The sequence below is a fragment of the Tardiphaga robiniae genome (assembly GCF_013359755.1).
Taxonomy (GTDB): Bacteria; Pseudomonadota; Alphaproteobacteria; order Rhizobiales; family Xanthobacteraceae; genus Tardiphaga; species Tardiphaga robiniae.
Window position 1 is genome coordinate 357,246 of the sequence record NZ_JABMCJ010000093.1, and the last position, 22,517, is coordinate 379,762.

Genomic DNA, 22,517 nt, shown 5'->3' on the forward strand with positions numbered 1-22,517 from the left:
ACGACCATGGCGACCATCGATCTGAACTGCGACCTCGGCGAAAGCTTTGGCATGTGGGAGATGGGCAACGACGCCGCGATGATCGACCTCGCGTCCTCGGTGAACATCGCCTGCGGTTATCACGCGGGCGACGCCGACGTGATGCGCAAGACCGTGCAGCTTGCGAAAGCGCGCAACGTCAGGATCGGTGCCCATCCGGGCTATCGCGATCTGCACGGTTTCGGCCGCCGCCCCATCGTCGGTCTCACCGCGCTGGAGATCGAGAACCTGATCGCGTACCAGATCGGCGCCTTGCAGGCGATTGCCGCCATGGAAGGCTACAAGGTCACCCATGTGAAGGCCCACGGCGCGATCTCCAACGTCGCCTGCGAGGACGACATGACCGCCCGCGCCATCGCTGCCGGCATCAAGGCCGTCGACCGCAACCTAACCTTCGTGGTGCTGGCGAATTCCAAGCTCGTGACCGCAGGCGAAGCCGCCGGACTCCCGTTGGCACATGAAGTGTTCGCCGACCGCGCCTATGAGGACAACGGCAATCTCGTCTCGCGCAAGAAGCCCGGCGCGGTGCTGCATGATCCGGTGATGGTTGCCGATCGTGTGGTGAAGATGGCACAGACCGGCGAAGTCATCTCGATCACTGGCAAGGTGATCAAGATGAAGATGGACACAGTGTGCATTCACGGCGACACGCCGGGAGCCGTCGAACTTGGCCGCCATGTACGAGATGGGCTGAAGGCGGCGGGGATCGATGTGGCGCCGTTCAAGACGGCGCTTTAGAACTCCATCGTCATTCCGGGGCGCGTGCGACTTCGCACGCGAACCCGGAATCCCGAAATGTTCTTCACCTCTAACATTACGGGGGCGGACAGTGGGGACTCATCTTGAGATTCCGGGTTCGCATGCGCAAAGATGCGCACGCGCCCCGGAATGACAGTGAATTCATCACCGATCGTTCAACATCCCCTCATGCGGCAGTCCCTCGATCGGGCATTCCTCGACACCGACCGTCGGCCGCGTGAAGGCCTCGACATTCTCGCGCGCCTTGTCGGGATTGTTGACCCAGTTCGCGTAGAAATCGAACGGACAGGCTGCGACGCCCTTGTTGCTTTCGCCGGAATTGATCGTGCCCGTATAACCGCGATGCAGCAGCTTGAAGAGATGGTTCTCCGACTGCCCGGTGCGTCGCGCGTCGCGGATCAGTGATTTCGACAGTGCCGCATATTGAATGCCGTAATCTTCCTCGCCGCATTCGCCGAGCGTGCGGCCATCGAAACCGATGATCGCCGAATGTCCGAAGTAGGAATATACGCCGTCGAAGCCTGAGGCGTTGGCGACGGCGACATAGGTGTTGTTCGCCCAGGCCATCGCCTTGGCCATCAGCACCTGCTGATCCTTCGCTGGATACATGTAACCCTGACAGCGCACGATCAGTTCGGCGCCCTTCATGGCGCAGTCACGCCAGATCTCGGGATAGTTGCCGTCGTCGCAGATGATCAGCGAGATCTTCAGTCCCTTCGGCCCCTCGGAGACATAAGTGCAATTGCCGGGATACCAGCCTTCGATGGGCACCCATGGCATGATCTTGCGATATTTCTGAACGATCTCGCCCTGATCGTTCATCAGGATCAGCGTGTTGTACGGCGCCTTGTGCGGATGCTGCTCATGGCGTTCGCCGGTCAGCGAGAACACGCCCCAGACCTTGGCCTTGCGGCAGGCCTCCGCGAAAATCTCGGTTTCCTCGCCGGGTACGATCGAGGCGGTCTCGTACATTTCCTTGGAGTCGTACATGATGCCCTGGGTCGAATATTCCGGGAACACCACCAGATCCATGCCGGGCAGACCGATCTTCATGCCGACGATCATGTCGGCGATCTTCTGCGCATTGGCCAACACCTCGGCCTTCGTGTGAAGCCGCGGCATCTTGTAATTCACGACGGCGACGCCGACCGCGTCCTTGCTGGATGAAATATCGCCGTGATGCATCTGCGCTGGTCTCCGTTGCCGGGCGATGGTGGGCCGACGGAGGGAGACCGGGAATACGTGGATTTACGGATGTGGGTGGTGCGGCAATCTCCGCCTGTCGTCCCCGCGAAGGCGGGGACCCATAGACACCACTGCCGCGATCGGAACACTGCGGAGAATGCCAGCTTAAGCTACGGACTCGGAGGCTATGGGTCCCCGCCTTCGCGGGGACGACGGTCAAGAGTGCAGAGGGATGCTACAGCCCCGCACCCTTCCCGATCGCATCGTTGAACGATCGATCCACGATCGCATTGGCATCGAGCTTCTGCTTGATCAGTCCGCTGCGCAGATAGAGATCGATGGTCTTCTGCTCATCCGCGGCGACGCCATCGTCGATCGGTGCGATGCGGATTTTTGCGCGTGTCAGCCAGTTCAGCGGCACCGACGGCGCCACGTTCATCAGCTTGCCCCAAGTCTGCGCGTAAGCATCCGCGTTCTTCAGCGCCCAGGCGCGCGCCGCAGTGAGGCGGCGGAGATAGTCCTCGAGTTCGGCATGCTTGTCGCGGATCGCATTCGGCGTCGCCACGACAAAGCTCAGCCCCGATGTCAGGCCCTCGGCATTGAGCAGGACGCGCGACTGGAACAGCACCTCTTCCTGACTCACATAAGGTTCCCAGGTCGACCACGCATCGACTGAGCCGCGGGTATAGGCGACCTTGGCGTCCGACGGCGCGAGGAACACGATCTGCACATCGCTCGCCGTCCAGCCCTTCTGTTCCAGCGCGGCGAGAATGAGCTGATGCCCGATCGAGCCGCGGCCGGTGGCGATCTTCTTGCCCTTCAGATCGTCGAAGCTCTTGATCGTCGAGTCCTTCGGCACCAGCACGGCGAGACCGTCGCCGGTCTGCCGGATCGCGCCGATGGCCTTGACCGGCACATTGGCCGCTGCTGCAAAGGTGAAGGGCGCATCGCCGACCAGCCCGCTATCGAGTGCGCCGGCACCGAGCGCTTCCAGCAGCGGCGCTGCCGCGGCGAATTCCTTCCACTCGATCTTGTAGGGCACGTCTTTCAGCACGCCGGATGCTTCCATCACGGCGCGCGCATTGCCCTTCTGGTCGCCGACGATCAGCGTGGTCTCGGCGTGGGCGGAAGTGGCAAAAGCCGCGAGGATCAGACCGGCGGCAAGAACAAGCCGTTTCATGCTGCGACAACTCCCTTGGCGGCATCACGCGCCGCAATCAGTTCGCGGGTGCGCGGGATCAGTTCGCGGCCATAATCGATGGCGTCGATCAGGGGATCGAAGCCGCGGATCAGGAAATGGCTGACGCCGAGATCGTAGTAATCGGCGAACACTTCGGCGACCTGCTCAGGCGTGCCGACCAGCGCGGTGGTGTTGCTGTTGGCGCCGGTGAGCGCCGCCATCTCGGTCCACAGCCGCTTGTCGATGCGGGTGCCCTGCTCGGCCAGCGCCAGCAGACGCTTCGCACCGGCGGTGGCATGGCCATCGGCCGGCTTGCGATAGCCGGTCTTGTCCTGCAGCGCGGTGGCGCGGGCGAGAATGTCGTCGGCCTTGGCCCAGGCCTTCTCCTCGGTGTCGGCGATGATCGGGCGCACCGACAGGCTGAAGCGCGGCGCCGGACGGCCGTATTTCGCAGCAGCAGCACGTACGCGGCCAGTGACGTCGCGGACCTGCGCATAGGATTCACCCCACAGCGCAAACGTATCGGCATGCTTGCCGGACACGTCGATGGCCGCATCCGACGCGCCGCCAACGAAGACGTGAATCGGCACGGTCGGCTTCACCTGTGAAAAGCCACCCTCGACCTGGTAGTATTTGCCGTTGTAATCAAACGGCTTCTCGCTCGTCCATTCCTGCTTGATGATGTCGAGCCATTCGCTGGTGCGCGCGTAACGCTCGTCCTTGTCGTCGAGCGTATTGCCGTCCTGCCGCAGCTCCTTGGCATTGCCGCCGGTGATGACGTGCAGCGAGACGCGGCCATGGTGGAAATTCTCGATGGTGGCGAGCTGGCGTGCCAGCACCGTCGGTGCCGTGAAGCCCGGGCGCTGGGCAATCATCACTTTCAGCTTTTCGGTGACGCCGAGCGCATGCTGGGCGACCTGCAGGCCGTCCGGCGTGGTCGAATGGAAGGCGAGCAGCGCGCGGTCGAAGCCAGCGAGCTCATGCGCCTTGGCGACGGTTTCGATATAGCTGGGATCGAGCACCGGGCCGGAGCGCACGCGGGTCTCGGATGCGTCGTTGTTGGTGATGAAGCCGATGAATTCGACGGACATGGGTCTCTCCACTTCCTGCTGTTATTCAGATGCCGAGCGCGATGCGTCCGGCGGAAATCCTGGTGCTGTCGTCCTGCGGCGTGTGTACGCGGCCGCACAGAACGTCGCGATAATGCCGCTCCAGCGGATTGGCGCGGGTCAGTCCGTGATTGCTGGTCAGCGACAGCGCGTCCTCGACGACAGCCACGGCATTATTGGTGACGGTGAGCTTGAGGATGTTGGCTTCGACCGGCGTCAGCGTAACACCGTCATCGATGTCCCGTGCGAAAGTGTCGAGCAGCCGCGCATTGACCGAGAGCTTCGCCTCGATGCCGCCGACGATCTCCTGCGCCCGCGGCAGAGTCGCCAGCGGCGCGCCGAGGCTCGATGGCGTGCGGGTCTTCAGAAAGTCGATCAGCCAGTCACGCGCCGCCCGCGCCACGCCGTCATAGACGGCCCCGACCAGCACGGCCTGGATGGTCGCCTGCGACACATCCGGTGCGCCCCAGTCACCCGGACGGCGCACGTCCACTTCATGGTCGAGCGGAACGAGCACGTCGTCGAACACGACGTCGTGGCTGCCGCTGGCGCGCAGACCGAGATGATCCCAGGTCTCGACGATCTCGGTGCCCGGCAGACCCGCCGGCACCAGAAAGACGCCGACCCGTACCTCGGGCTCGTCCGTCTTGGCCCATACAGTGTACCATTTGAGGATCGGCGCACCGGTCGAATAGATCTTGCGGCCGGTCATGCGCCAGCCTTCGGCCGTGCGCTTCGCTGTGGTTTGAGGCAGACCGCCCCGCGATGGCGATCCCTGATCGGGCTCGACGCGCAACGCGTTGATCAGCGCAGGGCCATTCACGGCGTCGCGCGACACGCGCTGCGCCAGATGCGCAGGCCAGTTGCCGTTCCGCGTGATGACCAGATGGTGGATATAGTGCATCGCCAATACAAGCGCGGTCGCGGCATCGGCCTTGCCGACCGCGTTCACGACGCGCGCAGCCTCGCGCACCCCGGCGCCCGCGCCGCCCAGCACCTTTGGCACCGGTAGCGCCAGCAGGCCCGCCTCGGACAGTTCCTGAAAATTCTCGAATGGAAAACTTGCCGCACGATCATGCGACGACGCACGTTCCGCAAAGCCCGGAACGAGCAAATTAACTCTGTCGATAACGCTGGGAACCGCGTCCATATCGTATTGCTTTCGGCTTCTCTGACCCTAGAGAATGCCGTTCGGCAGGGGTTACAAGCGGTATCCGGAAATAACGACAGCGGGACTGATGGGTCTCAGACCTACAGGTGAAAATTCTCCCCAACGACCTCAAGCGAGAATTTTATTCGCGCGATTTTGAAGCCCGATTCAGGAATCTGCCGCCTTGCCCCGACTGCCGGCGATATGGCTCGTGAGCTTCTGCGTGACCTCGCGCCGCAACGCGTTGAACTCCGGCGATGCGACATCGCGCGGACGCGGCAGATCGACCTCGATTTCGCAATCGATCCGGCCCGGCCCCGCCGACATCACGATGACGCGATCCGCCAGCATCACGGCTTCCTCGACCGAATGCGTCACGAAAATCACCGTGAGGCCGGTGGTGCGCCAGATCTCGACGAGTTCCTCCTGCAGCTTGCTGCGCGTCAGCGCATCCAGCGCGCCGAACGGCTCGTCCATCAGCAGCACGTCGGTGTCGTTGCTGAGCACACGCGCGATAGCAACGCGCTGTTTCATGCCGCCGGAGAGCTGGTGCGGATAGCGATCGGCGAAGGCGGTCAATCCGACCATCGCCATGAACTTGTCGGTGAGCTCGCTCACGAGTTTGGTGGCGAGACGGCGATGTTTGGGGCCGAAGCCAATATTGTCGCGCACCGTCAGCCACGGAAATAGCGCGTAATCCTGAAACACCATGCCGCGATCCGGGCCCGGCTTGTCGACGGGAAAGCCATACATGGTCACGGAACCCATCGTCGCCGTCTCAAAGCCGGCGACGATGCGCAGCAAGGTGGACTTGCCGCAACCGGACGCGCCGAGCAGGCAAACGAACTCGCCCTTGCGGATGGTGAGATTGACACTGCGCAGCGCTTCAACCGGGCCGTTGGAGGCCTGATAGATTTTCCCGACGTCGCTGACCTCGAGGATATCAGGCGCAATTGTGGTTGGTCGATCAAGCATGATGCTGTGGGCTCCAGCGAAGGAAGTAGTTGCTGAGCATCAGCAGGATGCGATCCGACACGAAGCCGGTGATGCCGATGATGATCATGCCGGTGATCACGAGATCGGTGCGCGACAGCGTGCGGCCATCCATGATGACGGCGCCGAGCCCTTCGGGCACGCCGGTCATCTCGCCGACGACGATCAGGATCCACGCAAAACCCGCACCGAGACGAAGCCCGTTGAAGATGCTCGGCAACGCTGCCGGTAAGACGACGGAACGGAACTGCTGTGCGCCGCTGCAGCCGAGCATCTCCGCGGCTTCGAACAACCTGATATCGACGGAGCGTACGCCGAACACCGTATTGAGCAGGATCGGAAAGAACGCGCCGAGAAACACCAGGAAGATCGCCGCACGCGGACCGAGGCCGAAGAAGATCATCGACAACGGCAGCCATGCCGTGACCGGGATCGGCCGCAGCAGCGACAGCGTGGGATCGAGCAGCTTGCGCAGCAGCGGCATCCGCCCGATCATCAGCCCGAGCGGAATGCCGACCGCCGCCGCACAGAGAAAGCCGCCATAGACACGCTGCACGCTTTTCCAGAAATGGATCGGCAGGCTGGCGCTGTAGGCGTCGTCATAGATTCCGCCGAAAGCGAAATCCCACATCATCACGGCGACGCCATAGGGCGATGGCACCAGTCGCGTGCCGGTCCAGCGCACCATGACGTCCCAAATCACCATCAAGCAGACCGGCACGATCAGCGCGAGCGCGACTGTACGCGCCCGCTGCACGCCCTTCCCGGCCGCGGGCACCGGCGGGGTTTCCGCTGCCGGCGCAAGCTGTACCCTGTTGGACGTATCGTCCATCGTGCTTTGCAGGCTCACGATGTGCTCACGTGGCCGCCAGCGCCTTCACGAAGCTCGCATCGATGAAGGTCTTGTAGTCCGGCAACTGCCGGATCTGCTTCTTGGACAGCATCTGGCCGCCGTAATATTCCGCCTGCTTCATGAACTGGTCGTCGATATTCCAGGTCAGCTCCACATTCGGCGCGGCCTTCTCGATCGACGGCTTCTGCTGGCCGAGCTTCTGCATGGCGATGGCGATAAAGGCCTCGCGGTCCTTCATGGCATATTCGCTGGCCAGGCGGTGGGTCTTGAGCAGCGCCTTGATGAGCTCGGGATCTTTCTCGATCAGTTCGCGGCGCGTGGCCAGCACCATGTTCAGCGAACCGGTCGGCGTGGTGTAGGGATATTCGACGATCTGGCCGACGCCATTGGCGAGGCTGATGCCCGGGCCGGGCTCGGCGCCCACATAGGCGTCGATGTCGCCGCGGGCTAGCGCCGGCGCCATGTCGCTGAACGACAGACGCACGGACTCGACGTCCTTCACCGTCATGCCTTCGGCGGAGAGGCGATCGAGGATCACGACTTCCTGGGTCGAGCCCGGCAGGATCGCGACCTTCTTGCCCTTCAGGTCCTTGATCGTGTTGATCCCGGAATCTTTCTTGGCGACGACCGCCATGCCCCGATTGCAGGCAGATGCGATGACGACAACCGGCTCGCCATTGGCGCCGCCGAGCGTCGCCGCGGCAAAACCGAAGATGCCGAAATCGACGGTGCCGGTCACGACGGCATTCTTGCCGTCGGTCGGGGTTTCGAACGGGATCACCTCGAACTTGACGCCATCAGGCGCGAATTTCTCGTAGAAATACGGCGTGACGCCGTGGATGAGCTTCAGCGTTCCGATCTTGACCACGCGGTCAGCGGCGAAGGCCTTGATGCTGGTCGTGGACAGCGCCGCGGCAATGGCCGTCAGGCGGATGAAATCACGTCGGTTGGTGCTGTACATGTCATTCCCTTGGGCTGAACCGTGTGTCAGCCCAAAAGGAATGCAATAACCGTGCCTCGTATACAGCTATCGGTGGAGTGTGCCCTCACCCGCAACGGATCATAATCGGGAGGAGCTCACCACGTCGCGTCCAGCCCGAGCAGTCGCAGGATCTGCCGTCGCAGCTCGGCCAGATGCGGATCGCCGCGATGGCGCGGATAGGGCCGGTCGACCGTGATATCCGCCGTTACCCGCGCCGGACGATCGCTGAACACGATGACGCGATTAGCGAGGAACAGCGCCTCCTCCACGTCATGGGTCACCAGCAGTGCCGTGAAGCCGTTGCGCTGCCACAGCGACACCAGTTCGGCCTGCATGGTGATGCGTGTCAGCGAATCCAGTTTGCCGAGCGGCTCGTCGAGCACGAGGATGCGCGGATCGTTCACCAGCGCCCGCGCCAATGCCACGCGCTGTGCCATGCCGCCCGAGAGCTGATGCGGATAGGCCTTCCGGAAGGCTCCGAGGCCGACGAGATCGATCGCCGCATCGACGCGGTGACGCTGCGTCTTGAGTACGCCCTGCGCTTCCAGCCCGAGCGCAACATTGTCCCACACCGTCCGCCACGGAAACAGCGTCGGGTCCTGAAACACGACAACGCGGGACGGGTAAGGGCCGGTGATGGCGACGCCATCCTCATCCAGCGTGCCGGCACGCGGCGGCTCGAGACCCGCCACCAATCGGAGCAGCGTGGACTTGCCGCAGCCGGACGGGCCGAGCAGCGCCACGAACTCTCCGGACGCAACGCTGATGCTGACATCGTCGAGCACCGGCAGCACGCTGCCATCGATGTCGAAGGCGTGGCTGACGCCCTTGACGTCGAGCGACGCGCCCGTCGCCGCTGGCTTGAATGCTGTCGCCAGCGCTACCATTTGACGACACCCTTCTGCCAGACCAGCAGCCGGTCACGCACCTTGAACAGCAGCGTGATCGCGCCGGAGCACAGCAGCGACATCACGATCAGTGCCGCGTACATGTTGTTGTAGGACGCCCAGCCCTGCGCCCATTGCAGATAGAAGCCGAGGCCCGCCTTCACGCCGATCATTTCGGCCACGACCAGCACCGCGAAGGATGCGCCGAGCCCCATGAACAGACCGACGAACACATGCGGCAGCGCCGCCGGGATCGCGACCTTGGTCACCAGGAAAGACGGTTTTGCGCCAAGCGTTCGTGCGACGTCGTAATAGGCGGTGCTGACGCTGGCCACGCCCGACCAGGTCAGCACTGTCACCGGAAAGCCGGTGGCCAGCGCGATCAGAAACGTGCTGGCGCTCCAGGCGGACGGGAACGTGAAGAACGCAATCGGCAGCCAGGCAGTCGCCGGCAATGGTCCGATGAAGCGCAGGATCGGATGCACCCAGTAACCCGCGAGCCGCGACCAGCCGATGGAGACGCCGGTGAGGAAGCCTACGACCGCGCCGATGAAGTAGCCGCCAAGCTGCAGCTTCACCGAGGCGAAAGCGCTATCGAGCAGCTTCGGCAGGTCGTCGGTATAGACCTCGACGATCGACTGCGGCGGTGGAAAGAACGGCAGCGGCAGCCAGCCGAATTTCGCCGTCGCAAGCTCCCACAGCGTCAGGAACACTCCCAAGGCAAACAGCCAGGGCGCGCGTCGCTGCACGCCGTCGCCGAATTTGCCGAGTGCTGCCTGCGCCGTGGTCGCAATCGCGATGCCGCCAGCAATCGCGAATGCCGTATAGGCTACAGCCTCGGTGCGTGGCCAGTCGCCGATATCCGGCCATCGCAGGCACGACAGGCCGAAAGCCAGCCAGGCGAGCCCTGCCCCGATCCCCGTGATGCTGAAACGAAGCTTGTTGACGAATTGAAGTCCACCATCGCCAGCAATAAGCGCGGTCTCGCGGTCACCGCCAAGCGATGAGATCTCAGACGCGGAATACGTCGGCATAGATGCGCTCCGCGAATTTGGTGGTGTCGGTTGACGGCTTGAACACGGAAACCGTCTTGAGATCGTCAGCGTAGGATTTCAGCTCGCGCTTCAGCGCATCGCCCACGGGGTGATGATGATGGGTGTGATACTTCACCATACCCAGCAGATCTTCGACGGTGGCATTCTTCGGCGCATAGGGCTGGAACGACTTCGCAGCCTTCTCAGGATTCTGCGATGCGAACATTGCGGCATCGAGCAATGCCTGCGTCAGGCCGCGCGCGACCAGTGGATCGTCACGCAGTAGGCTGCCACGCACACCGACGATGCAGCAGCTGATATCCTTGTAGGGGCCATCGAGATTGGAGCCGACTTCCTTCAGCTCGCCATCCTTGAGCCAGAGATAGGCCAGCGGATCGGAGGCGAGCCCGATTTGTGCTTCGCCCTTCTCCACGGCGAGCCGCACGAGGTTGCCGGGATATTGCCGCCACTCGACGTCCTTGTCCGGATTAAGTCCGGCTTTCGCGAGCTGGATCGAGAAGAAGTTCTTGTCGGGGCCGGCCATATCGCCGACGGCGATGGTCTTGCCCTTGAAATCCGCAACGCTCTTCACCTCCGACTTCGCCGGCGCCAGCGCGCGCAGGCAGCCGCCATGGGTACCGGCGACGATCTTGACGTCGAAGCCCTGCTCCAACGGCTTCAGCCAGCGCAGCGCCATACCCAGGCCCGCATCGGATTTCCCCGTGGCGATGGCTTCGAGAAGCTGGTCCGTCGAGCCGCTGTAATTGACCAGCTCGACATCGAGGTTCTGCTTCTGGAAGAAGCCATGATCGATGGCGACCGGCAGCGGCGCAAGGCAGACCGCGCCGGCATTCCAGGAGAGCTTCAATTTACGCGGTGCACCGGTGAGCGCGGGCGCCTCCGATGCGGTCCTGCAGATTGGAAATTCGGAAAAATCGATGGGTGACGCCTGCCGGAACGGGAACGCCTGCGCGCCCCATACGCCGAGTGGTGCGGCCAATGCTGCTGCAGCGCCGCCGCGCAGCAGCGACCGGCGATCCATCAGCGGCTTGCGGTTGTGATCATCGTTCGACATCTGGTCTCCTTGCGATCGGCACAGCGCTGCCCATGGCCGCAACGGATGGTGTTGCGGCTCGCGCTGATGCGATGGTCAATGTGTTGAGTGGAAGCTCAGCCGTGAGAGTCCGCCGACTCCCGCCCCTGTGATTTCGATGGTACGAGGATGCGCAGCGCGGCGGCTTCGGTCAATAAAATGGAATTTTGAATGTCGCGCAGGTTGGAGAGATTATCTCCAATGAGAGCAGCGCCGGGAGAGAACGCAATTTATCGCTGAGGAAGCGTTCTACTGATGACGCAGTTGAAGCAAAACAGTTCTCTCGCAAACGCGCGCTCCCCTCATGGTGAGGAGGCGCGAAGCGCCGTCTCGAACCATGAGATGCCGGCGCTCCGAGTCTGCGGCCATCCTTCGAGACGCCCGCTAACGGCGGGCTCCTCAGGATGAGGGCTAGAGATATCAATATACGTCGAGCTGAAACCGCCCCTTCTTCTTCAGCTCACTGACGAACGTCACCGCTTCATCAGTCGAACGCGCGCCATGCTGGGCGGCGATATCGACCAGAGCCCGCTCCACATCCTTGGCCATGCGCTTGGCATCGCCGCAGACATAGACATGAGCGCCTTCGGCGAGCCACGTCCAGACGTCGCGGCCGACCTCACGCATGCGATCCTGCACGTAGAATTTCTCACCGGCGTCACGCGACCAGGCCAGCGACAACCGTGTGAGGAAGCCTTCGGTCTTCATGCCATTGAGTTCGTCGGCATAGAAGAAATCCGACCCGCTGCGCTGATGGCCGAAGAACAGCCAGTTCTTGCCCGGCGCCTTGGTGGCCTTGCGGTCGTGCAGGAACGCCCTGAATGGCGCGATGCCGGTGCCCGGCCCGACCATGATGATCGGCGTCTCCGGATTTTCCGGCAGCGCGAAACCGTGCGCCTTCTGGACATAGACCTTGAGCTCGTCGCCGGGCTGAATGCGATCGGCGAGGAAGCTCGAGGCCAGACCATGGCGCTTACGCTTGCCGACCATATAGCGAACGATATCGACTGTCAGCGACAGTTTGCCGGGCGTGGCGTTGTGCGATGACGAGATCGAGTAGAGCCGCGGCTGCAGTGGCTCAAGCGCCTCGATGAAAGCTTCCGGGTGCGGCCGCACGCCGGAGAATTTCTGCAACGCAGCCATCACGTCGAGCGTCGCGGCATCACCATCGGGGTCCTCGCCCTGGGCCAGTGCGCGTGCCTTGGCGCGCTGCGCTCCGCCGGTGAGATAGGACATCAGCTCGAACAGCGAGTCCGGTGCCGGGGCCAGCGAGACGTCGTATTGCAGCACTTCACGCAGCGTCTTGCCACGCACCTCCGTCGTATGCGACGCGCCGAGCAGAGCGATGATCTGGTCGACGTGACCGAGATCGTTCGACGCAAAGATGCCGAAACTGTCGCCGACGACGTAATCGAGGCCGCAGCCCGACAGATCGAAATCGATATGCCAGGTCTCCTTTTCGGAGCCTTTGCCATTGAGCAGGCGGCGGCCGAGAAACACGGCGGATGCGGGATTGTCGCGCGAGCGCCCGAGCGTCGACGGATCCGGCGCAGCAACTTCGACCGGTTCTGCAGCAGCAGGCGTCGCTGCTGCCGCGGGCGCAGCACCCGCCGGCGCCTTGTCGAGCTCTTCATAGAGCGACTTCAGCATCCGCGCGGTTTCCTTGCCGCCGGGGACGCAGAGATTCAGGCGCGCTTCGGCCTTGGAGGCGATCGCGTCGGAATAGTCGTTGCAGTTATAGCCGCACTGGCCGCAATCCTGCTGCGCCATCGCCGCCATCATCTTGCGACGAACCGGCTTGCCCTCGGCGAGCTTCATGCGATCGGCGATCGGCATGGTCTGGTCATGCCACGGCGCGCCGTCATCTTCTTCCATGATGGCTGCGCCCTGCTCTGCAGAGAGCGGCGTCGCCGGCGCATCGGACAGCAGGCCGGCGAAGAAGCCGTTCAGCCAGGAGCGTTGCGCTTCCGAGAACGGCGCAGACGCAGGAATGATCTCGAGTTTGGGCGGCGGCGTCATCTGGTTCATGCGGACACCTGTTCGTCAGCAAGCTTGCGCAACGAAGCTGCGTCGCGACGGCGCGAGAAAGTGAGGAAGGTCTCGTCCGGCGACGCACGATTGGCGAGATAGGCCTTCAGCAGCCGCTCGACGACGACAGGCGCGTCCTCGGACTTGACGTTCTGATAGACCTCCTGCCCCACATCGGCCTGCGGGCCGAAGCCGCCGCCGGTGAAGATGTGGAAACCGTCCACGGTGTCGTCGCTATCGTCCAGCGCCACGCGCGCACCGATCATGCCGATGTCGCTGATGTAATGCTGCGCGCAGGAATGATGGCAGCCGGTGAGATGGATGTTGATCGGCGTATCGACCTCGACGCGCGTATCACACCATTCGGCGATGTTTGTTGCCGTGCGTTTGGTATCCGCATTGCCGAATTTGCAACCGGCGCGGCCGGTGCAGGCGATCAGGCCGGCGCGGATCTCGGTGGTCTTGATGGCAAGGCCGAGCGCTTCGATGGCTGCAGTCGCCAGCGCAACATTCGCGTCTTTCACACCGGGGATCAGCAGATTCTGCCACACCGTGAGGCGGATATCGCCGTCGCCGAGATCGGCCGCAATCTTCGAAAGCCCCCGCATCTGATCGGTCGTCACCTTGCCCAGCGGCAACACGACGCCGATCCAGTTCAGGCCATCCTGCTTCTGCTTGTGCACGCCGACATGCGCCGTGCGGTCGAAGCTTGGGCGCGGCAGCAACGCGTCCGCCGGAACGCGGGTAAACGGCGCGCCGAGCTTCTCCTCGACGATGGTCAGGAACTTCTCCATGCCCATGCCGTCGATGACGTATTTCAGCCGCGCTTTAAGCCGGTTAGTACGATCGCCGAGATCGATGAAGACGCGCACGATGGCGTCGGAGACCTTGGTAGAGTCCTCCGGTCTCACGATGATGCCGGTATCGGTGGCGAAATCCTTGTGGCCGGTGATGCCGCCGATGCCGAGCTTGAACCAGACGCCGGGCGCGACGCCGAAGCCATCTTTCACTTCGACTGCCTGGAAGGCGATGTCGTTGGTGTCTTCCAGCACGGCGATCTTGCCGGCGCCGTCGAAGGCGACGTTGAATTTGCGCGGCAGGCCATAGAGCGTGCGGTCATTGAGAATGTGATAGTGCCACTCGCGCGCATAGGGCCGCGTGTCCAGCAGTTCCTGCGGGTCGATGCCCGCGGTCGGCGTGCCGGTGACGTTGCGGATGTTGTCTGCCCCGGAGCCGCGTGAGCACAGACCGAGATCCTGGATACCCTCGATCAGTTTCACAGCATTTTTCGGCGGAATCTCGCGCACCTGCAGATTGGCGCGCGTGGTCACATGGGAAAACGGACCGCAGAGCTCGTCACTGAGATCGGCAAGACCCGCAAGCTGCCAGTGCTTCATGATGCCGTTCGGGATCCGAAGCCGGCACATATAGGAGTCCTGCGTTGGACCCACATAGAAGATGCCGTAATAGCGCCAGCGGAAATTGTCGGCCGGCGATGGCCGTGCATCGATCGCGGCCTGATCGCGCAGCCGCGGATAGGCGTCGAACGGGTGTTCCTCGCGCTTCCATTTCTCCTGCTCGACCAGCTTCTTGCCCGACGCAATCGTGCGGTCCTGCGCCTTGATATGCGGCGCATCCGGTCCGGTCGGCTCCGCATTGGCCTTGGCTGACGCAGCGCCGCCGAGACCCTTGCCGACACGACTGATCTGCAGCCCGGTCGAAAAGCCTTCCAGGTAGCGCTTCTGTTCGTCAGTAAAGTCGATGGAGAGCGTTTCAATTTTCATGCGGGACGAAGCTCCTGCGGGCCACAGCGTGGCTTCAACGGGGATAAGGATCGCGGACCGCACAGGCTCAAGTCAGCGCGTCGCGCCGGCTTGAATTCTGAAGCGATCCGATCAGCCTCGTTGCTGCGGAAATCCATCTGAACTGGCCGGCGGGCATCAGCGAACGCCGGTTGACTAGAGACATTCAAGTCTCGTGCCAGATCGTCATCGGGGGAAAAATATCAATAAATCAGGGGATTGAGGTCGAGATCGGGCCGAACCCGGCCGTTCGGTGCCAGCGTTTGTGCACCGCACGCTCAATAATTAGACGGTGGGAACGTCAATGGCAGCTATCGGTGCGAGGGCCCTTGCGACGAAGGAACCCAGCCTGGCCTCGTGGCCTTTCGGATTTGTCGCCTCGCCAAGAGGAAAGCTGGCAAGCCAGCTTTCCTTGACCTCATCATGAGGTGCAACAGTGAGCGCGGGCCTAAGCCGTTAGACCGCCTCGAACGCCGCCAGATCAGCGGCTCCGTCGTCCAGCACTTGCGTCTGCCGCAGCATGTCCTCGATGCCATCTATCGCGCGCCCCACATCGACCGTCGACGTGTCGATCCGCAACTCGACCGTCTCCGGCGCCTGATAGTCGTTGGCGATACCGGTGAAGCCCGGCAGGTCGCCGGCGCGGGCCTTGGCGTAATGCCCCTTGGGATCGCGCTGCTCGCAGATCTCCGCCGGAGTCGCGACATAGATCTCGCGAAATGCAGTATCGACCGCGCTGCGGGCCTCGGCGCGGTCGCCGCGCGAGGGTGAGACTGCCGCGACGATGGCGATATGACCGTTGCGGGCGAGATGGCCGGCCATCTCCGCCAGCCGCCGGACATTCTCGCTGCGATCGGCGGCGGAGAAGCCGAGGTCGCGATTGAGTCCGGCGCGCAGCGTGTCGCCGTCGAGCAGGATCGGCGAACCGCCTTTGGCGAACAGACGGTGCTCCAGCGCCCGCGCCAGCGTCGACTTGCCCGATCCCGGCAATCCCGTGAACCACACCACCGCGCCTTGATGGCGATAGCGCGCCGAACGTTCCTCAGGCTGTAGTGCCGACTGCACCGGCACGATGTCCGATGACACGACGCGTTGGGCAGCATCGATGGACAGCACGAGACCGCCACCGGCGATCCGGCCGCCGACCTCGATCACGAGACGTCCGGTGCGCGGATTGTCGACATAGCGATCAGCGGCGACCGGTTGCGACAGTGCGATCTCGATTTCACCGACGTGATTGCGGGCGATCTGCTTGGTTTCGACACTGGCCAGTTCGCCGGGATCGATCGCCTTCTCGATCGCGACTACACGGCCGCGCACTTCGCGCACGCCGAGCCGCACCAGGATCGACGATCCCGCTGTCAGCGGCTGATCGTGCAGCCAGAAGATCCGCGCCCGCAGTCGTCGCGTATCCGATGGCACCACGCCCACATGCGCGATCACGTCGCCGCGCTCGACGAACAGTTCGCGGTCGAGCGTGATACCGACGGATCGCCCTGCCCCGTGCTCGCCTTCCAGCGGGGTCGCCGACCAGCGCTCCACGCTCTTGATCTTTGCCCGCTTGCCGGCGGGCATGATCACCACATCGTCGCCGACAGCCAGATGACCCGCCTCGATACGCCCGGCCACGATGCGCCGGTCATCGAACTTGTAGATCGCCTGTACCGGCAGCCGCAGCGGTAATTCATCAAGCGCGAGTGCCGGCTTCAGCGCATCGAGCGCCCCCACGACTGTCGGCCCGCGATACCAGCCGATACGGTCGGTATGGGTGGCCACGCCATCGCCATCCCGCGCCGAAATCGGAATCACCGCGGCGGGCGTGACGCCGAGTTCGACGAGATGCGCCGAAATTTCGTCACTGATCGCCTGGAAGCGCACAGCGCTGAAATCGACGCGGTCCATCTTGTTGACGACGACGGCGACCTGCTTCACGCCCAGGAGATGCAGCAGATAGGCATGGCGCCGGGTCTGATCGCGAACGCCTTCCAGCGCATCGACGATCAGCACGGCGCCATCGGCCTGCGATGCACCGGTGATCATGTTACGCAGAAACTCGGCGTGGCCGGGCGCGTCGATCAGAATGACGTCGCGCAATTTGGTGCGGAAGCGGATCTGCGTGGTATCGATGGTGATGCCCTGGTCGCGCTCGGTCTGCAGTGCATCGAGCAGGAACGACCATTCGAACGGCATGCCGCGCCGGGCGCTAACCGCTTTCAGCATCTCCAGCTTGCCATCCGGCAAGCCGCCGGTCTCGTGCAGCAGGCGACCGACCAGCGTCGACTTGCCGTGATCCACATGGCCGACGATGACAATGCGCAGTTGCGGGCGCGTGGTGCCGTTGGGCATTCCGAGCGAGGTCGGATTGACGGGTTTGGTCATGGCATCACCTCTACAGATAGCCGGCGACGCGCAGTCGCTCGAAGGCGTCTTCGGTCTCATGATCGAGTGCGCGGCCGGCGCGCTCGGGAATCGTGGTGCCGTCGAGCTCGACCAGGATTTCGGCAATCGTGCTGGCGGTGGATGCGACCGGATTGGTGATGTCGGCATCGCCCAGCGAGCGGTAGCGCTTGCCGTCTTTGGCCAGATAGAGCGGGATGATCGGGATGTTTTCGCGCGCCGTGTAGGCCCAGATGTCGGCTTCGGTCCAATGCAGGATCGGATGAATGCGCAGATGCGCACCGGGCGGCGGCGAGGCGTTGAACTGGTCCCAGAATTCCGGTGGCTGGTCGCGCACGTCCCATCCGCCCTCGACACCGCGCGGCGAGAACACACGCTCCTTGGCGCGGGTCGCCTCTTCGTCGCGGCGAATGCCGGCGATCAATCCGTCGAAGCCGTGCTTCGCCAACGCAAGTTTGAGACCTTCGGTCTTGCGCGCTGCGGAGCGCGCCGCTGGCGGCAGTGTCGGATCGACACTATCGATCGACGGGCAATATTCGACGGTGAGGTCGAGTCCCCATTCCTTCGAATAGTGATCGCGGAAGGCGTACATCTCCGGAAACTTCTTGCCGGTATCGACATGCAGCGCGGGGAACGGTACGTGACCGAAGAACGCTTTGCGCGCCAGCCAGATCATGACGTTGGAGTCCTTGCCGAGCGACCACAGCAAGGCCAGCTTCTTCAGCCGGGCGAAGCCCTCGCGCAGGATGTAGATGCTCTGCGCTTCCAGTTGATCGAGGTGGTCCATCGATACCACGTCCGATCGGACGCGTTCGAGATTGGTCGACGTCATACGCCTTCTCCAGGTCCTCAAAACCGCCGTGAGATTCGCCGTTGCTCACGAAGCGGATACGCTCGGAGAAAGTGCATCTCTGGAACTCGATTTATGGGGTCAAAAAATCTAAACTGCGCTTCTCAAATAGAAAGAATATTTTTCTATTAAGTGGCGACAAACAACTGATATATAGAATCTTATTCCAGTCAAGCTGGATGTGTTGAGGAGTTCGAGATGCTGTCGCCCGGAGCCGTCGCAAGTGCTGTCCAATACGATCAAGCGCTGCAATCCGCCTCGCCCGCCGAGGTGATTGCTGCGGCGCTCGATGTCGTGGGCCGCGATAGACTCGCGCTGGTATCGTCGTTTGGCACGGAGTCCGCGGCGTTGCTGAAGGTGATGGCCGATGTCGATCCCGCCATCCCCGTGCTGTTTCTCGACACCGGCTGGATGTTCGAGGAGACACTCGCCTATCGCGACCAATTGATCCTGACGCTGGGCCTGCGCGACGTGCGAACGATCCGCCCCGCAGTAGATGCGCTTGCCGCTCACGACAGCGATGGGGATTTGTGGTCGTCCGATCCCGACACCTGCTGCCGGATCCGGAAGGTCGAGCCGCTGGCGCAGACGCTGACGCCGTTCAGCGCCTGGATCAACGGCCGCAAACGATTTCAGGGCGCATCGCGCGCCGTCATTCCCGTCGTCGAGGATGATGGTTCAAAATTGAAATTCAATCCATTCGCCAACGTCACGCCGGACGAGATCGGGCTGATCTATGCGTCGGCGAAGCTGCCGCCGCATCCGCTCATAGCCTCAGGCTTTGCGTCGGTCGGCTGCATGCCCTGCACGTCCCGCACCGCGCCTGGCGAGGACCCCCGCGCCGGCCGCTGGCGCGGCCGCGCCAAAACGGAATGCGGCATCCACACATCGGCGAACTGACGCCGCCGCTACGACTTCATATGCGCGATCTCGAACGCAGCGAGATGGGCAGCGATGTTGCTCGGATCGAATGGCGGTCCAGCGAAGGCGCCAACCGCGTCGGGCACATCAGTCAGAGCGCTCCCGGTGATACCGAGCGCGGCATCGTAGAGGTCGGGGCGGAACACACCCTGTGCGATCTTCAGCGCCTCGGGGCTGATCGCGGCCTGTCCCCAGCGCACCATCTGGGCATAGAGCCAGGCGGCCTGAACCGGATCGGGACGCCCGGCTCCTTCGCGGCCGACCAGCAGATAGCGCCCGCTCTCGCGCATGGTGCCATCCGGTGAAATCTTCAGCCGGCCATCCAGCGTCCGCAGCAGGACCTCCGGCGAGACGCCGATATATTGGGGCTTGGCGAGAATCGCGGCAATCTCATTGCGGTTCTCCGGGGCCTCGATGAAGGCAGCCGCGCTCACATGCGCCCGCGTGAGCGCCGCCACGGTGTCCGGGTTCTTCTCCGCCCAGCTCTGCCTCATCGCCAGCACCTTTTCGGCAGCGCGCAGCAGGATGTCGGAGACGAAATGCAGGATATGGCCGACGCCGAGATCGACCGCGACAGAATTCCAGGGCGCGCCGACACAGAACGCATCGACGTGACCGTTGGCGAGGCTGTCGACCATGTAAGGCGGCGGCAACACCACGAGGCGGACGTCCTCGTCAGGATCGACGCCGCCAGCCGCCATCCAGAAACGGAGCTGGTAATTGTGCGTCGAGAACGGAAACGTCATGCCGAAGGTCAGGGGATCGGCGCCGGCACGGGCACGGGCGACGACCACGCGGCGCAGCGCCTGCGCGGTGGCCATGGGATCGGTCGGGTCACCGTCGAGTTCCGACATCAGCGCTGCATGCAGCGCCGGCGAGACGGTAATGGCATTGCCGTTGATGCCGAGATTGAACGACGCCACGATCGGCACTTTCACATGCCCGAGCCCGAGGCTGGACGCGATGGCAACGGGCGCCAGCAGATGCGCCGCTTCGAACAAGCCGATATTCAGCTTGTCGCGGACATTCGACCACGACACTTCCCGGACCAATTCGACGTTCAGCCCCTCGGCCTTCGTGAACCCCTTGTCGACCGCGACAATCAGGGCGGCAGCGTCGGCCAGCGGGATGAAGCCGATGCGAAGCGGGTGGTCGATCATTTCAGCAACTCCGCTGCGGTGATGATCGACTGCGCGATCTCGCCGATTTTCTTCTTTTCACGCATCGCCGTGGATCGCAGCAATACGTAAGCCTCTTCTTCATTGAGGCCCTTGAGCTTCATCACGATGCCCTTGGCGCGGTCGATGATCTTGCGCTCCTCCAGCGCCGACTTGGTGCGCTCGAGCTCGTCCTGCAGTTTGGAGAAGGCGTTGAAACGGGAGATGCAGAGATCGAGGATCGGCTTGATCCGCTCCTTCTTCAGCCCGTCCACGATGTATGACGATACCCCCGCCTCGACCGACGCCCGCGCCGACTCGGCGTCGCTCTGATCGACGAACATGGCGACCGGCCGGCGCACCGCGCGGGACACCTGGAACATTTGTTCCAGCACGTCGCGGCTGGGGTTTTCGAGGTCGATGACGATGACGTCAGGGTCCAGGGCGTAGATCCGGGCCAGCAGGTTATGCATCTCCCGGATATGCTGGACGTCCACATAGCCAGCCTCCCGCAGCCCCTCCTCAAGGATCGCGGCCCGGATCGGGCTTTCGTCGACGATAACGATTTTGGGCGACTGGTCGGCAGGCATCGGGCACTCACATGGATGCAGCATACCCATAGCACGCCCGCGCACGGCTTAAAGCCTTGTAATTATGGGCAAATGGGACTACCTGCTGCCTCTCAATCAGGCAGATCGAACATGCAACAGGCCGCCGCGCCGAAAATCTCCTTTGTGTCACTGGGATGCCCGAAGGCCCTGGTGGATTCCGAGCGCATCATCACGCGCCTGCGGGCCGAAGGTTACGAACTCGCCCGCAAGCACGACGGCGCCGACATCGTCATCGTCAACACCTGCGGCTTTCTCGACAGCGCCAAGGCGGAGTCGCTGGGCGCCATCGGCGAAGCCATGGCGCAGAATGGCAAGGTCATTGTCACCGGCTGCATGGGCGCCGAGCCCGAGCAGATCGAAGCCGCCTATCCCAACCTGCTGTCGATCACCGGGCCGCAGCAATATGAAAGCGTGCTCGACGCCGTGCATCGTGCGCTGCCGCCGGTGCACAATCCGCACATCGATCTGGTACCCCCGCAGGGCATCAAGCTGACGCCGCGGCACTACGCCTATCTGAAAATTTCCGAAGGCTGCAACAACCGCTGCACCTTCTGCATCATTCCGAAGCTGCGCGGCGATCTCGTCTCACGCCCGGCCAACGAAGTCCTGCTCGAAGCCGAGAAGCTGGTGAAAGCCGGCGTCAAGGAATTGCTGGTCGTGTCACAGGACACCTCGGCTTACGGCGTCGACATCAAATACGCTACCAGTCCATGGAAGGACCGTGAGGTCCGCGCCAAGTTCTACGATCTCGCCAAGGAGCTCGGCGAACTCGGCGCCTGGGTGCGGCTGCAATACGTTTACCCGTATCCGCATGTCGACGAAGTCATCGGCTTGATGAATGCCAACAAGAATGTGCTGCCCTATCTCGATATCCCGTTCCAGCATGCCGCTCCGGACGTGCTCAAGGCGATGAAGCGCCCGGCGGCGCAGGACAAGACGCTGGCACGGATTAAGAAGTGGCGCGAGGAATGTCCGGACCTGACGTTGCGCTCGACCTTCATTGTCGGCTTCCCCGGCGAGACCGAAAGCGATTTCCAGTATCTCTTGGACTGGCTCGAAGAAGCGCAGATCGACCGCGTCGGCGCGTTCAAATACGAGTCCGTGGCAGGCGCGACCTCCAATGCCATCGCCAATGCAGTGCCCGAAGAGATCAAGCAGCAGCGCTGGAACGCGCTGATGGAGCGCCAGCAGAAGATCTCCGCGCGCCGCTTGAAGCGCAAGGTCGGCACCCGGCAGCAGATCATCATCGACGAGGTCGGCCCGACTGTATCAAAGGGCCGCTCGAAGGCGGACGCGCCTGACATCGACGGATCGGTCTATATCACCGCACGCCGGCCGCTGAAGGTCGGCGAGATCGTCACGGCGAAGATCGAACGCGCGGATGCGTATGATCTGCACGGGACGGTGGCTGGATTCTGAGAGAAGCGTAACTAAAACGCCGTCATGCCCGGGCTTGTCCCGGGCATCCACGCCTGTCTTTTCTCGCG

At 63.0% G+C, this 22,517-nt stretch carries 19 protein-coding genes; 3 read left to right on the forward strand and 16 right to left on the reverse strand.

Annotation, left to right across the window (positions count from 1 at the left end; translation table 11 throughout):
- The first annotated feature begins 6 nt into the window (after positions 1 to 6).
- Entirely contained in the window at positions 7 to 777 is a 771-nt protein-coding gene (locus HP556_RS25950; protein ID WP_068731711.1) for a LamB/YcsF family protein, read from the forward strand.
- A 165-nt stretch (positions 778 to 942) separates the two neighbouring features.
- Here the strand turns inward: HP556_RS25950 and HP556_RS25955 are convergent, their stop codons facing one another.
- From HP556_RS25955 to cysD, 14 genes are all read right to left on the reverse strand, one after another.
- Positions 943 to 1,983, reverse strand: coding sequence for an aliphatic amidase (locus HP556_RS25955; RefSeq protein ID WP_175369090.1), 1,041 nt, complete (start codon positions 1,981 to 1,983; stop codon positions 943 to 945).
- Between the two features lie 235 nt (positions 1,984 to 2,218).
- Positions 2,219 to 3,163 (reverse strand): ABC transporter substrate-binding protein, encoded by a 945-nt coding sequence (locus HP556_RS25960; protein ID WP_175369091.1) that lies wholly within the window; start codon positions 3,161 to 3,163, stop codon positions 2,219 to 2,221.
- Complete coding sequence (locus HP556_RS25965) at positions 3,160 to 4,254, reverse strand: LLM class flavin-dependent oxidoreductase (protein WP_175369092.1); 1,095 nt, start codon at positions 4,252 to 4,254, stop codon at positions 3,160 to 3,162. Before HP556_RS25965 ends, HP556_RS25960 begins: the two co-directional genes overlap by 4 nt.
- 25 nt (positions 4,255 to 4,279) lie before the next feature.
- The gene (locus tag HP556_RS25970) at positions 4,280 to 5,422 is read right to left on the reverse strand and encodes an acyl-CoA dehydrogenase family protein (protein WP_175369093.1); all 1,143 of its coding nucleotides are present in this window, start codon (positions 5,420 to 5,422) and stop codon (positions 4,280 to 4,282) included.
- Between the two features lie 168 nt (positions 5,423 to 5,590).
- The gene (locus tag HP556_RS25975; RefSeq protein WP_093758603.1) at positions 5,591 to 6,397 is read right to left on the reverse strand and encodes an ABC transporter ATP-binding protein; all 807 of its coding nucleotides are present in this window, start codon (positions 6,395 to 6,397) and stop codon (positions 5,591 to 5,593) included.
- Positions 6,390 to 7,247: an ABC transporter permease gene (locus HP556_RS25980; RefSeq protein ID WP_175369142.1), complete on the reverse strand. Its 858-nt coding sequence runs from the start codon at positions 7,245 to 7,247 to the stop codon at positions 6,390 to 6,392. Before HP556_RS25980 ends, HP556_RS25975 begins: the two co-directional genes overlap by 8 nt.
- Before the next feature lie 25 nt (positions 7,248 to 7,272).
- Positions 7,273 to 8,229, reverse strand: coding sequence for an ABC transporter substrate-binding protein (locus HP556_RS25985; RefSeq protein ID WP_175369094.1), 957 nt, complete (start codon positions 8,227 to 8,229; stop codon positions 7,273 to 7,275).
- Between the two features lie 116 nt (positions 8,230 to 8,345).
- On the reverse strand, positions 8,346 to 9,137 hold the full coding sequence (locus HP556_RS25990; RefSeq protein WP_175369095.1) for an ABC transporter ATP-binding protein: 792 nt from the start codon (positions 9,135 to 9,137) through the stop codon (positions 8,346 to 8,348).
- Positions 9,131 to 10,171 carry an ABC transporter permease gene (locus HP556_RS25995; RefSeq protein ID WP_175369096.1) on the reverse strand — a complete coding sequence of 347 codons (1,041 nt, stop codon included), beginning with the start codon at positions 10,169 to 10,171 and terminating at the stop codon, positions 9,131 to 9,133. The genes HP556_RS25990 and HP556_RS25995 overlap by 7 nt, the downstream gene beginning before the upstream one ends.
- Positions 10,149 to 11,246, reverse strand: a complete 1,098-nt coding sequence (locus HP556_RS26000) for an ABC transporter substrate-binding protein (protein ID WP_175369097.1) — start codon at positions 11,244 to 11,246, stop codon at positions 10,149 to 10,151. The genes HP556_RS25995 and HP556_RS26000 overlap by 23 nt, the downstream gene beginning before the upstream one ends.
- A 438-nt stretch (positions 11,247 to 11,684) precedes the next feature.
- Positions 11,685 to 13,292 (reverse strand): sulfite reductase subunit alpha, encoded by a 1,608-nt coding sequence (locus HP556_RS26005; RefSeq protein ID WP_175369098.1) that lies wholly within the window; start codon positions 13,290 to 13,292, stop codon positions 11,685 to 11,687.
- On the reverse strand, positions 13,289 to 15,076 hold the full coding sequence (locus HP556_RS26010) for a NirA family protein (protein WP_175369099.1): 1,788 nt from the start codon (positions 15,074 to 15,076) through the stop codon (positions 13,289 to 13,291). The genes HP556_RS26005 and HP556_RS26010 overlap by 4 nt, the downstream gene beginning before the upstream one ends.
- A gap of 474 nt (positions 15,077 to 15,550) precedes the next feature.
- Complete coding sequence (gene cysC, locus HP556_RS26015; protein WP_175369100.1) at positions 15,551 to 17,473, reverse strand: adenylyl-sulfate kinase; 1,923 nt, start codon at positions 17,471 to 17,473, stop codon at positions 15,551 to 15,553.
- A 10-nt stretch (positions 17,474 to 17,483) separates the two neighbouring features.
- Positions 17,484 to 18,323 (reverse strand): sulfate adenylyltransferase subunit CysD, encoded by an 840-nt coding sequence (gene cysD / locus HP556_RS26020; RefSeq protein WP_068731681.1) that lies wholly within the window; start codon positions 18,321 to 18,323, stop codon positions 17,484 to 17,486.
- Positions 18,324 to 18,539: 216 nt separating this feature from the next.
- Here cysD and HP556_RS26025 point away from each other — a divergent pair, with 216 nt between their 5' ends.
- Positions 18,540 to 19,241 carry a phosphoadenylyl-sulfate reductase gene (locus HP556_RS26025; protein ID WP_175369101.1) on the forward strand — a complete coding sequence of 234 codons (702 nt, stop codon included), beginning with the start codon at positions 18,540 to 18,542 and terminating at the stop codon, positions 19,239 to 19,241.
- A gap of 8 nt (positions 19,242 to 19,249) precedes the next feature.
- Here the strand turns inward: HP556_RS26025 and HP556_RS26030 are convergent, their stop codons facing one another.
- Complete coding sequence (locus HP556_RS26030; RefSeq protein WP_175369143.1) at positions 19,250 to 20,419, reverse strand: ABC transporter substrate-binding protein; 1,170 nt, start codon at positions 20,417 to 20,419, stop codon at positions 19,250 to 19,252.
- Positions 20,419 to 21,009: an ANTAR domain-containing response regulator gene (locus HP556_RS26035; RefSeq protein ID WP_089264382.1), complete on the reverse strand. Its 591-nt coding sequence runs from the start codon at positions 21,007 to 21,009 to the stop codon at positions 20,419 to 20,421. Before HP556_RS26035 ends, HP556_RS26030 begins: the two co-directional genes overlap by 1 nt.
- A gap of 111 nt (positions 21,010 to 21,120) precedes the next feature.
- On the opposite strand from HP556_RS26035, the gene rimO reads away from it, so the two are divergent.
- Positions 21,121 to 22,449, forward strand: a complete 1,329-nt coding sequence (gene rimO / locus HP556_RS26040) for a 30S ribosomal protein S12 methylthiotransferase RimO (protein ID WP_093758613.1) — start codon at positions 21,121 to 21,123, stop codon at positions 22,447 to 22,449.
- Positions 22,450 to 22,517 lie beyond the last annotated feature (68 nt).

Bases quoted from the DNA above. Each gene is read 5' to 3' on its own strand.
- HP556_RS25955 (WP_175369090.1), bottom strand. From the start codon at position 1,983: ATGCATCACGGCGATATTTCATCCAGCAAGGACGCGGTCGGCGTCGCC.
- HP556_RS25970 (WP_175369093.1), bottom strand. From the start codon at position 5,422: ATGGACGCGGTTCCCAGCGTTATCGACAGAGTTAATTTGCTCGTTCCG.
- HP556_RS25950 (WP_068731711.1), top strand. From the start codon at position 7: ATGGCGACCATCGATCTGAACTGCGACCTCGGCGAAAGCTTTGGCATG.
- HP556_RS26005 (WP_175369098.1), bottom strand. From the start codon at position 13,292: ATGAACCAGATGACGCCGCCGCCCAAACTCGAGATCATTCCTGCGTCT.
- HP556_RS26000 (WP_175369097.1), bottom strand. From the start codon at position 11,246: ATGTCGAACGATGATCACAACCGCAAGCCGCTGATGGATCGCCGGTCG.
- HP556_RS25980 (WP_175369142.1), bottom strand. From the start codon at position 7,247: ATGGACGATACGTCCAACAGGGTACAGCTTGCGCCGGCAGCGGAAACC.
- HP556_RS26010 (WP_175369099.1), bottom strand. From the start codon at position 15,076: ATGAAAATTGAAACGCTCTCCATCGACTTTACTGACGAACAGAAGCGC.
- cysD (WP_068731681.1), bottom strand. From the start codon at position 18,323: ATGACGTCGACCAATCTCGAACGCGTCCGATCGGACGTGGTATCGATG.
- HP556_RS25990 (WP_175369095.1), bottom strand. From the start codon at position 9,137: ATGGTAGCGCTGGCGACAGCATTCAAGCCAGCGGCGACGGGCGCGTCG.
- HP556_RS25965 (WP_175369092.1), bottom strand. From the start codon at position 4,254: ATGTCCGTCGAATTCATCGGCTTCATCACCAACAACGACGCATCCGAG.
- HP556_RS25985 (WP_175369094.1), bottom strand. From the start codon at position 8,229: ATGTACAGCACCAACCGACGTGATTTCATCCGCCTGACGGCCATTGCC.
- HP556_RS25960 (WP_175369091.1), bottom strand. From the start codon at position 3,163: ATGAAACGGCTTGTTCTTGCCGCCGGTCTGATCCTCGCGGCTTTTGCC.
- rimO (WP_093758613.1), top strand. From the start codon at position 21,121: ATGCAACAGGCCGCCGCGCCGAAAATCTCCTTTGTGTCACTGGGATGC.
- HP556_RS25975 (WP_093758603.1), bottom strand. From the start codon at position 6,397: ATGCTTGATCGACCAACCACAATTGCGCCTGATATCCTCGAGGTCAGC.
- HP556_RS25995 (WP_175369096.1), bottom strand. From the start codon at position 10,171: ATGCCGACGTATTCCGCGTCTGAGATCTCATCGCTTGGCGGTGACCGC.
- cysC (WP_175369100.1), bottom strand. From the start codon at position 17,473: ATGACCAAACCCGTCAATCCGACCTCGCTCGGAATGCCCAACGGCACC.
- HP556_RS26025 (WP_175369101.1), top strand. From the start codon at position 18,540: ATGCTGTCGCCCGGAGCCGTCGCAAGTGCTGTCCAATACGATCAAGCG.
- HP556_RS26035 (WP_089264382.1), bottom strand. From the start codon at position 21,009: ATGCCTGCCGACCAGTCGCCCAAAATCGTTATCGTCGACGAAAGCCCG.